The sequence below is a fragment of the Bradyrhizobium sp. 179 genome, from assembly GCF_023073535.1.
Lineage (GTDB): Bacteria > Pseudomonadota > Alphaproteobacteria > Rhizobiales > Xanthobacteraceae > Bradyrhizobium.
The window spans coordinates 78816-88318 of record NZ_JADPJR010000066.1 but is presented as its reverse complement, the minus strand read 5'-3'; the positions used below and the strand labels follow the sequence as shown (position 1 = coordinate 88318).

Sequence of the window (9503 nt, the reverse complement as noted above, 5' to 3'; positions counted from 1 at the left end):
TAAGTAATAACTTACAAACATCTAATAGAGAGGGCGCGGCTACGGAAATCCGGGTCCTCCCTTGAAAGTGGATACTCCGGCTGCGGTGGGCGTCACGATGGCACCTCTCCGGCCATGACTGACCGTCTCCAGAAAGCCGTGCTGGCGCAGGAACTTCAGCGAGCAGTGCAGCGCCGATCGCCCCGGCTTGTAGGAGAGCTGGGCCATCAGGTCGTTGACGGTGAGATTGTGCCCGCGCGCGGCCGCTTCCACGACCAGCGTCATGATCTCGATCTGCTTCTCGGTGCCCTTGAAGTCAGACATGGAGCTTCTCGGTCGGTTTCTGGGCGTCGAAGGCCGTCAGCGGCAGCCGCTGCGGGACTGACCGCCCTTTGTCGGGGTTCACGAACACGCCATACATCGGCGAGGCCAGCGTGATCTGCTGGATTCCCTTGATGATGGTCTCGACGCTCATGGCGTTGACCCGGTCCTGGCCCTTGTCGCGATTGTTGCCGGTCTTCTCGAGCGCCGAGTGCCGGTAATAGTGGTCCTTGCAGAGCTGGAGGAGCGCGTCGCGCTGCGCCGGAGGGTGCGCATTCAGCTCGTCAACCAGCGCCTGGTAGTCCTGCGGGCTCGCCTGAAAGTTCTTGCGGAAGAACTTCATGCCGATCTCGTATTTGTTGGCATTGAGCGGGCGCACGAAGCGGAAGCCGGCCTTCTGACCGAACAGGTTGAACTTGGACATGGAGGACTGGATCTCCATGTAGGTCAGCCCTTCCATCCGCGCGACCAGGTTCATCATGCGGTAGCCGGCGCCGATGCCGCGATACATCGTGTCGACCACGAAGCGGCTGATGACCCGGAAATTCTGGTTCACAAAGACGTAGCGGTAGGTGTTGGTGGTCTTGGTCTCGCGGCCCGGCTTCATGTGCGGGAAGACCAGATGCCGCTCCTTGAGCAGCCCCTTCGGGTTGGCCGTGACCAGCACGCCGATCGTCTCGCCGAACAGGGTGAGCTTCCAGAAGCGCGGGCCGATCGGCAGGTTCTCTGCCTTGTAGTGCAGATCGTGCAGCAGCTCCCAATCTGACTTGTCGCCCCGCTCGACAATCATGTCGTCAAGCAGCGAGAAACGGGCCACCGGTGCGTCCGCGCGCTCGATCAGCGTCTCGAGTGCGTCGGGACGCTCAAACGCACCAGTGCTCGTCTCTGCGAATGGCATTATTCGCTCTTGAACGCCACGCCGGCTAAGCCAGCGAGCTCGGCGAGCTTGGTCTTGTCGATGGCCTTCTGAAGCTTCTCGGTGTCAACCGAGAGCCCAACCTTGACCTCGGAGACCGTGGTCAGGTGCGCCGGCCATTTGGCGAAGCGGCCATACCGCTCGAGTTGCTTGAGCTCCTTTTCGGTCTCGTTGCCGTCGAGCATCGTCACCGACGTCTCCGGCTTGATGTCGCCGTTCGGGTAGAACACGATCAAGTTGACCATCTTGTCGTTCCAGACGTGGACGATCTGGGCCACGAACGGCACCTTGCCGTAGGCGAGGAAGACGGGGTTCTTGTCGGACGGGGTGAACTCGACGAAGCGGCCGCGGGTCGGGGTGGGCATGGTTACTCCTTCAGAAGATGGTGAAAATGTCAGCACGGGCTGACATCACGAGACAACAAAAAGCGATCACCAGGACGGTGATCACGATGACCCGGTCGAGGACCGGATGAGCTTTACGCAGTCGCGGCATGCTCGATGTCCACGCGCTGGCGGAAGCGCTTGGTAATCGTCAGCGACGGGCCCAGCTCCTCCTTGAGATCGGTGTGGGTGGTGGCGACGATCAGCGTCTTGTTGAGCCGTCGCGCGACCTTCTGCATGTTGAAGGCGACGCACTTCGCGGTGACGCGGTCGAGCACGGCGCCGAACTCGTCGGCGACCCAGACCTCGGCGTCCTGGTTCATCAGCATGGCGAGCTTGAGCCGGTAGCGCTGCCCGTCGGACAGCTCGCTCGGCTTGCGAATGTAGATCCAGGCGTCCGAGATGCCGGCCTTGGCCAGCAGATCCGCAGCGTGGGTGGTGGTGTTGCCAACCAGTTCGATAACTGGCTTCTCGACCAAGTCCAGCTTGTTCAAATCGGCAACTTTCAAACCGCCGGCATTCATCTGCCGCGCCAGGTCGCGCAGGATGAGCGACTTGCCGGATCCTGACTGGCCGGTGACGTAGACGATGTCGCCTTGACGGACATCGATCTCGAGATTGTCGTAGATAACGAACTCCCGATTCGAGAGGCCCAAGCCGAAACCTTCGGCGACCTCAAGCACGCGGGGAGTTCGTTCCACAGACGAATTAAAGCGGATGTCGATGACATATTTCACTCCTCGTCCTCCTCCACATAGTCGACCTCGGCCATCGAGACCGCGGTGCCGACGACCTGGCGCTTGAGGAGCTCGACCGACATCAGCAGCACGGACAGATCGCGCGCGTCGTGGGTCGGCGGGCCGGCGAGCACGGTGAGTGGGTAGCCATTGCCGATGCAGGCCACACCAATGCCTTGGATCTCGCCCGCCTTGACGCGCTCCATCAGGGCCTCGACGGCCGCGAGCGTGTTCTCACAGACCTGCGGCTTGTCGTCGGCCTCTTGGCCGGGCAGCGGGTCGCCGTCCTTGCGACCGAAGGCGTTGATGACCTTGCCGTTCATGCTGCGAGGCCGTTCTGTTCGATGTAAGCCACGAGCGCCGCGGCGCCCTGCAACCCGGTCTCAGCCTCGATCCGGCTCATGAATGAGCGCACGGTGCGCGACTGCTCGATGGTGACGCGCTTGAAGCCCAGCGCATCGCCGATCGGCGCGGCCGACTGGTCGATGTCCTTGGCCTTCTCGACGTTCTCGGCGCGCTGGGTCTCGACGGCCTCCCCGATGTCCTCGACGAAGGTGGACTCGTCAATCGCACCGAAGTCCGCCGTCAGCTTCTCGAGCTCGCCGTCGTCGAAGCCGAGGCTGTCCAGATCGTAATCGGCATCCTTGAGCACCAGCAGTTCGGCCTTGAGTAGCTCGGCGTCGTAGTCGGTCGAGACCGTCTGGTTGTCGGCGATCCGCAGCGCCATCGCCTGTTCCTTGGTCAGGTCGGTGCGGACGATGACGTTGACCGTGGTCCAGCCGAGGTGCTTGGCGGCGAGCCAGCGGCCATGGCCGGCGATGATGGTGCCGTCGGTCTCGGTCTGGATGGTGTTGGCGATGCCGTGCTTGGCGATCGAGCGCGCAAGCTTCTCGATCTGCGACTGCGGATGCTTCTTGGAATTCGTCGGGCTCGCCTTGAGCCAGTCGATGTCCTTGATCTCGGTCGGCAGCTTGGAAACGTCAATCGTCATGGTCTTGCATCCTGGCGTAGATTCGCATCAGCTCGTCGGCGGTGGGGTCGCGATCCCGGATCCTCTCCTCGAAGAATTCTCCCGATCCGCAGGGCAGACAGCGGCTGTTCGGGCGGCTGCGGCTGAAGAAGCGGCAATCGATGCATTCGGGGAATCGCGGTTTGACCTCCATCACTCGGCCGCCGCGTTGAAGAGGAGGTGGATCAGCGCATCGCCGGCGTTGGTGAGCTCGTCGGCTGCGGTGAGGCCCTGGCGCTTCTGGGTCTTGGCGATCAGCTCGGCCACCTTCTCGGCGTCGGCGATCGCGACCTTGAAGCGCATGATGGTGTGGGTCTTGGCGACCTTCTCGGGCTTGGCCTCGGGCGCCTGGTCTTTTGCATCTTCCGTGTAGCTTTCCGGAAGATCCAGCTCATCGAGCGCTATATCGACGCTTGAGAAAATCGAATTCAGATCGCTCTCGGTGTAGGGAAGAACCGCCTGAAGCCCCTCAACATCACCAATGTCCTCGAGCAGCTTGGCCAGCTCGATCGTGTCGTCCTGACCGTAGCGGGCGTTGTCGGCCAGCGTGATCCGTTTGGCTATGTCGTCGTCGATGACGCCGACGTTGAAGACGGGAATCTCCGTCAGACCCTCTTCCCGCGCCGCGTCCCAGCGGTGTTCGCCGCCCAGGATCTCGTAGTGGGTGTTGGTGTCCGCGTCGAACAGCTCGCGGACGACGATCGGCTTAAACAGCCCGAACTGACGAATGCTGGCGCGCAGCTTTGTCTCGTTGTCGGGGCCGACGTGGTTAGAGTTCCAGGGGTTTGGCCTCAGATCATCGATCTCGGCCGAAAATTGCTTAGACACGGGTTTGAGGTTCCTGTAAGTCAGAACTGACATACCATAACAATTGAAGAAGGCAAGCGGATTAAATGAAACCTGTTCTCACCCTGGTCGCCAATGCCACGGTCGCCAAGATCGTGAACGCCGACGACACGGTCAAACAGATCATCGCCACCGCCCTCTCCTATCGGGTCGAGGGGTGCGAACACATGCACGCCTTCACCTCGGGCGGCTGGGACGGTCGTTCCAGCTTCTTCACGCACAAGACCTGCACTTTTCCGGCCGGCTTCTTCCACATGATCTTCCACGAGCTGACGCGGAAGGGCTATCAGGTCCGGATCGCGCGCAAGCCGTTTGCGACGCCGCTCGGCCCGGAGAACCCGATCGTCGACAAGTTCGGCAACGACGACCCGCGTTACGATTTCCAGCTCAAGGCCCTGCGCCAGGTCGAAAAGCACGGCCGCGGCATCATCCAGGTCGCGACCGGCGGTGGCAAATCCAAGATCGCCAAGCTCATCACCTCGCGCTACCGGCGCCCGACGCTGTTCCTGACCACCCGCGGCGTTCTGATGTATCAGATGCAGAAGGCCTTCCTGAAGGACTGCGGCTTCAACACCGGCCTCATTGGAGACGGCATCTGGAGCCCGACCAAGGGCATCAATTGCGGCATGGTCCAGACCTTCGTCGCCCAGCTCAAAGCGCCGAAGCTGGAAGACGAGAAGGGCAAAGTCATTGGCGAGAACATCAAAAAGGAACTCGGTCTCGACGATAAGCAGATCGCGGCCCTGGCCCAAACACGGTTCGACGAGAAGACCAAGACCCGCGCCCGGCTGATCAAGTTCCTTGAGCTGATCGAGGTCGTGATTGGCGAGGAGGCCCACGAGGCCGGCGGCAACTCCTATTTCGAGATCCTGCAATATTGCAAGAACGCCACGGTGCGCGTCGCTCTGACCGCGACCCCGTTCATGCGCTCGGCCGAAGAAGACAATATGCGCCTGATGGCTGCATTCGGGCCGATCCTGATCAAAGTCTCCGAGGAACTGCTGATCAAGCGCGGCGTCCTGGCCAAGCCCTACTTCCAGTATCGCAGCCCGCCGCCGGCAAAACTCCTGCGTCGGACCTCGCCCTGGCAGCGCGCGCGCGAGATCGGCATCACCACCTCGCTGCCCCGCAACACCGACATCGTGAGCATGACGGTGAAGGCCAAGGCGCATGGTCTGCCGGTGCTGATCCTGGTCGCGGCCAAGAAACATGGCCCCTTCCTGGTCGAGATGCTCCGGGCCAAGGGCGTCCGCTGTCAGCAGATCCAGGGCGAGAACGATCAGGCCGAGCGCGAGGGCGCACTCGAGGCACTCGCCAACGGCGGTATCGATTGCCTGATCGGCACCACGATTGTCGATGTCGGCGTCGACGTGCCCTCGATCGGTCTGGTCATTCTCGCCGGCGGCGGCAAGGGCGAGATTCCGCTCCGGCAGCGGATCGGCCGCGGGCTGCGCGCCAAGAAGTCGGGGCCGAACGTCACCTTCATCGTCGACTACACCGACGAGCTCAACTCCACCCTCCGCGACCACGCGCGCACCCGCCGCGCGATCGTGGAACAGACGCCCGGCTTTGCCGAGGGCATCATCCCGGCCGGCCAGGATCTCCCGTGGCATCTGTTTTCTATGCGCAAAGCTGCGTGATCCAGTCTATATGTTGCGTATGAGAGAGAAAGTAGACCCAATCAGGCTGTTCGACGCCAAAGCCAGGCCTCTGTCCTCCTATGACGCCATGGAAAAGCGCATCAAGCAGCTCGAGAACCAGCGTGATCGTCTCCTGCGAATGCTTCGACACCAGCGAAACATCGCAGCAGGTGACGCCAAGCCGGCCAATCCGACCCTAAACTGAAGCACCCCGAGCTGTCTCGAGGGTGCTTTTTCGCGTCTTTTGTCAACAGTCAGGACTGACTTATATGCGTTCCCGTCTCAATCTTCCCGTCTACATCGCGTTCTGCGGCATCCCGAAATCCGGCAAGTCGCTCGTCCAGGAGATCCTGCTCCAGAACTACGGCGTGCAGCCGGTCGACGACGGCGCGATTCTGCGCGAGATCGCAATCAAGCACTTCGGCGCCAGCCAAGCCCAGGTCGAGACCCAGGAAGGCAAGGCCACCCTCGCCCACTGGCCGAACGGCGATGCCATGATCGACGTCGCGACCGGCCAGCACATGACCTGGCGCCAGGTGCTCGGCCAGCTCGGCAACCGCCTGGAGAGCCTGTTCGGCAAGTATGTGATGCCGATGACCGCCTGCGCGCGCCTCGGCAACCAGCCCGGCCCGTTCTCCTTCGGCTCGGTGCGCCGCGATCAGGGCCGCTACTATCAGCAGCACGGCGGCATCATCGTCGAGATCGTCAATCCGCAGGCCCAGCCGACCGGCAACGAGTTCGACACCTATGACGCCTCGATCTGCGACTATCGGATCATGAACGACGGCCTGGCCCGCGGCCTGGCGCCGGCGGTGGCGCGCGTCGACCTCGAGCGCAAGCTCCACGAGCTCATGCTCGAGATCCACTTCAAGGCTCTGAAGGCGGCCTGATCATGCAGCGAGCGCGCGAAGACCGAGCTTTGGAAGTGTGGGTCGGCGGCGGGCGCGAGCTCGCCGGCTGGCTCACCAGCCACAAGAACATCCCGATGTCGGTCAAGGACATCCTGGTCGGCGGCGCGCGCGTTGACGAGTTCGGCGAGGTCGTGGAGGAGTTTCGCGGCTTCGACCTGACGCCGGTGCATTATGTCGTCGCCGACGTCGATCTCCTTCGCTACGGCAAGGAGTGGTTCGACGGGCTGGTGCCGGCCTATGCGCTGCCGACCAAGATGATCAGCGCCCAGACCCAATACGTCTGGCGCGTGCTCCGGCTCGACCAGGCAGACTACGACTGGCTGTTCGATCACCCCGATTTCGAGCCGGTGGACACCGCAAAGGACCGGGACCACCTCGCTTCGGAGTCCGCATTACTACGGGAAGACACGCTGGACGCGCTCGTTTATGCCAGTTTTGACCGATCAGCTTCGACTTACAGCGGCTTTACATCAAATGTGAAAGCCGATTCGAAGGCGTAGTCGAAGGTTCCGCTATGACCGTGGAAACATTGCAAAAAGTGGTAGCGGCTATGCAAGAGCACCGGGCCTCTCTAAATCAGCGCTGACTTAAAAACGTAGCAGTTTCCCCACCCATTTGAATTTTCACAAAAATTTGCCGTTGCGAATCTATTAAGAGACTATTAACCCTGTAGAACTAACGATTTCGCTAAATCGCTGGAACTCTCCGCAGGGGCTCATCAGGATGCTTGCAATCGCTTGCCTGTCGCAGAAAGGCGGCGTCGGCAAATCGACGCTCGCCCGTCTCATCGCGCGCACCTACGCCCAGGGAACTTGGCAGGTGAAGATTGCCGACTTCAACGTAAAGCAGAAGACGTCGGTCGACTGGGCCGCGCTTCGCATGTCGCAGAACGTCCGGCCCGAGATCCCGGCCGAGCCCTTCACCGACGTCTCCAAGGCGCTGCGCGGCGACAATGACCTCGTCGTGTTCGACGGCCGGCCCGAGAGCGATCCTCAATCGCTGCGGCTCGCCCAGGACGCGACCGTCGTCGTGGTGCCCACCGGCGTCTCCGGCGATGACCTGGCACCCCAGGTGCGCTTCGCCCACGAGCTGCGATCGCGCGGCATCGACAACCGCAAGATCCTGTTCGTGCTCAATAAGACCCCGGACAGCGAAGCCGCGGTCAAGGACGCCCGTAATTACATCGAGCAGGCCGGCTACGCGGTCGCCAAGACCCACCTGCCGATGAAGGTCGCCTACATCAACGCCCACAACATCGGCCGCTGCATCGCCGAGACGGAATATCCCTCCCTGAATGATCGTTCGATGGCACTGGCCAAAGAGATCATCGCCAAAGTCGAGGAGCTACAATGACCATGACGGATTCGAACCCCAAGGACGATAAGCTTGGAGTGCCGCCGCCCCCGAGGTCGCGAGCGCGTGGACTGCCGACACCTCCCCCGGCCCCCAACCAGGTCTCCGACAACCTGGCGAAGTCGAACAGCGGCATCCAGGACATGAACTTCAAGATGGACCCCGACTTCCACCGGGCGTTCAAGGCCACCGCGTCGATGCGCAACATGGCCATGAAGGAATTGCTTGAAGCCTCCTTCCGGACTTGGGTAGAGGTGAATGGAACGGAGCTCGAAAAGTCGCTCCTGCCACCAAAGTCCCAAGGATAGAAATGCTGAAATATCTGGCTTTCCTCGCCCTGCTCTCCCTCACGGCCTGCGGAGGCGGCGAAGGCTACGGCCGCTATGAGCCACCGGTCGTGGACAGCTATGGCAAGAAGCCCGAGCAGCTCGCCAAGGACCAGCACGAGTGCATCGAGCAGAAGCGCGCCAATGGCTTCGTCGGGGACGCCCGCATGGTCACGAACTGCATGGAGCAGCGCGGCTACACGATTCTCACCCCCAAGGGGTAAGCTATGGACCCAGAACTCCCGGCACGGATCTTCAAGATGGTCGAGCGCGTCCAGCAGGACGAAGCTCACATCGGCGTCTACTCCGCCAGCGAGGCGATCGCCGTCGCACTGATCCTCGACCGGCCCGATCTCCTCCCCAGAGGCTACAATCACATTCTCGAAGCGATCGAGCGCCTCGGGGATGACTGGCTACGGGCCTGCATCATGGTTCGGAAGGCGATGTGACCATCGAGGTCTACACCGGCCGCTACGAGCGGGAGCACCTCCGCAAACCCATGGGGCGCCGATTCTGGCGCTTCACGCTGGTCTCCCCTACGATCACCGTCAAAGACCACTCTCTCGTCCTCCAGGACGCCATGACCTACCAGAAGGCGCTCCAGAAAGCCCAAGAGGTCGCCGAGCTGCGCCGGAGCGTGCGGATCATCGTCGAGCCATGAAGCGGGTCACCATCCATCGCCACGAGGAAAGCTACGAGGTCCGTGTCTCGTATTTCTTCTACTTTGACCATGATGCATCCAGACGCGCGGTCTCCGGGCGGGACACCCCGGAGCAGGCCCTTGAGAAAGCCAAGGCACTCGCACGGGCAGAGCGCGACAAGCCCCAAGGGTAGCGGCTCCGATTTGCCGCTCGGGAAGCCCCAAGGCTAGGTCTCCGGAGTAGTGGCGACACCCGAGGCAATGCCTTGCGTCGCGAAATTTTATTCTAAGACATCGACGAACCCCGCAACTTTATTGCGTATTAGAGCGCAATAATCTTTCAAAGAAGCATTCATCTTCGCAATCATATTATGTAAGTCAGTATTGACTGACAGTGCGACATATCGTTTTATAGCTACGTAGCAATCACGCTACAGCACAC

General features: G+C 61.5%; 17 protein-coding genes. 9 read left to right on the top strand and 8 right to left on the bottom strand.

Going from position 1 to position 9503, the window contains the following annotated elements:
• Positions 1 to 39: 39 nt before the first annotated feature.
• The 8 genes from IVB12_RS16155 to IVB12_RS16120 all read right to left on the bottom strand — a co-directional run bounded on the left by IVB12_RS16155 (position 40) and on the right by IVB12_RS16120 (position 4173).
• Complete coding sequence (locus tag IVB12_RS16155; RefSeq protein WP_247300514.1) at positions 40 to 303, bottom strand: hypothetical protein; 264 nt, start codon at positions 301 to 303, stop codon at positions 40 to 42.
• A complete protein-coding gene (locus IVB12_RS16150; RefSeq protein ID WP_247300512.1) occupies positions 296 to 1198 on the bottom strand; it encodes a hypothetical protein in 903 nt (300 codons plus the stop codon). The genes IVB12_RS16155 and IVB12_RS16150 overlap by 8 nt, the downstream gene beginning before the upstream one ends.
• Positions 1198 to 1581, bottom strand: coding sequence for a hypothetical protein (locus IVB12_RS16145; RefSeq protein ID WP_247300510.1), 384 nt, complete (start codon positions 1579 to 1581; stop codon positions 1198 to 1200). Before IVB12_RS16145 ends, IVB12_RS16150 begins: the two co-directional genes overlap by 1 nt.
• 113 nt (positions 1582 to 1694) lie before the next feature.
• Complete coding sequence (locus IVB12_RS16140; protein WP_247300508.1) at positions 1695 to 2336, bottom strand: hypothetical protein; 642 nt, start codon at positions 2334 to 2336, stop codon at positions 1695 to 1697.
• On the bottom strand, positions 2333 to 2659 hold the full coding sequence (locus IVB12_RS16135; RefSeq protein WP_247300507.1) for a hypothetical protein: 327 nt from the start codon (positions 2657 to 2659) through the stop codon (positions 2333 to 2335). Before IVB12_RS16135 ends, IVB12_RS16140 begins: the two co-directional genes overlap by 4 nt.
• Positions 2656 to 3327, bottom strand: coding sequence for a ParB/Srx family N-terminal domain-containing protein (locus tag IVB12_RS16130; RefSeq protein ID WP_247300505.1), 672 nt, complete (start codon positions 3325 to 3327; stop codon positions 2656 to 2658). The genes IVB12_RS16135 and IVB12_RS16130 overlap by 4 nt, the downstream gene beginning before the upstream one ends.
• Positions 3317 to 3499: a hypothetical protein gene (locus IVB12_RS16125; RefSeq protein ID WP_247300503.1), complete on the bottom strand. Its 183-nt coding sequence runs from the start codon at positions 3497 to 3499 to the stop codon at positions 3317 to 3319. Before IVB12_RS16125 ends, IVB12_RS16130 begins: the two co-directional genes overlap by 11 nt.
• Positions 3499 to 4173 (bottom strand): ParB/RepB/Spo0J family partition protein, encoded by a 675-nt coding sequence (locus IVB12_RS16120; protein ID WP_247300502.1) that lies wholly within the window; start codon positions 4171 to 4173, stop codon positions 3499 to 3501. The genes IVB12_RS16125 and IVB12_RS16120 overlap by 1 nt, the downstream gene beginning before the upstream one ends.
• A 65-nt stretch (positions 4174 to 4238) precedes the next feature.
• Here IVB12_RS16120 and IVB12_RS16115 point away from each other — a divergent pair, with 65 nt between their 5' ends.
• From IVB12_RS16115 to IVB12_RS16075, 9 genes are all read left to right on the top strand, one after another.
• Positions 4239 to 5831 carry a DEAD/DEAH box helicase gene (locus IVB12_RS16115; RefSeq protein WP_247300499.1) on the top strand — a complete coding sequence of 531 codons (1593 nt, stop codon included), beginning with the start codon at positions 4239 to 4241 and terminating at the stop codon, positions 5829 to 5831.
• A gap of 269 nt (positions 5832 to 6100) precedes the next feature.
• Positions 6101 to 6721 (top strand): hypothetical protein, encoded by a 621-nt coding sequence (locus IVB12_RS16110; RefSeq protein WP_247300497.1) that lies wholly within the window; start codon positions 6101 to 6103, stop codon positions 6719 to 6721.
• A 2-nt stretch (positions 6722 to 6723) separates the two neighbouring features.
• Positions 6724 to 7242: a hypothetical protein gene (locus IVB12_RS16105; RefSeq protein ID WP_247300495.1), complete on the top strand. Its 519-nt coding sequence runs from the start codon at positions 6724 to 6726 to the stop codon at positions 7240 to 7242.
• 223 nt (positions 7243 to 7465) lie between these two features.
• Positions 7466 to 8095: a ParA family protein gene (locus IVB12_RS16100; protein ID WP_247300493.1), complete on the top strand. Its 630-nt coding sequence runs from the start codon at positions 7466 to 7468 to the stop codon at positions 8093 to 8095.
• Positions 8092 to 8403, top strand: a complete 312-nt coding sequence (locus tag IVB12_RS16095; RefSeq protein ID WP_247300492.1) for a hypothetical protein — start codon at positions 8092 to 8094, stop codon at positions 8401 to 8403. Before IVB12_RS16100 ends, IVB12_RS16095 begins: the two co-directional genes overlap by 4 nt.
• 2 nt (positions 8404 to 8405) lie before the next feature.
• Positions 8406 to 8645, top strand: coding sequence for a hypothetical protein (locus IVB12_RS16090; protein WP_247300491.1), 240 nt, complete (start codon positions 8406 to 8408; stop codon positions 8643 to 8645).
• A 3-nt stretch (positions 8646 to 8648) separates the two neighbouring features.
• A complete protein-coding gene (locus IVB12_RS16085) occupies positions 8649 to 8870 on the top strand; it encodes a hypothetical protein (RefSeq protein ID WP_247300490.1) in 222 nt (73 codons plus the stop codon).
• Positions 8867 to 9082 (top strand): hypothetical protein, encoded by a 216-nt coding sequence (locus tag IVB12_RS16080; protein WP_247300489.1) that lies wholly within the window; start codon positions 8867 to 8869, stop codon positions 9080 to 9082. Before IVB12_RS16085 ends, IVB12_RS16080 begins: the two co-directional genes overlap by 4 nt.
• Positions 9079 to 9255 carry a hypothetical protein gene (locus IVB12_RS16075; RefSeq protein ID WP_247300488.1) on the top strand — a complete coding sequence of 59 codons (177 nt, stop codon included), beginning with the start codon at positions 9079 to 9081 and terminating at the stop codon, positions 9253 to 9255. The genes IVB12_RS16080 and IVB12_RS16075 overlap by 4 nt, the downstream gene beginning before the upstream one ends.
• The last annotated feature ends 248 nt before the right edge of the window (positions 9256 to 9503 follow it).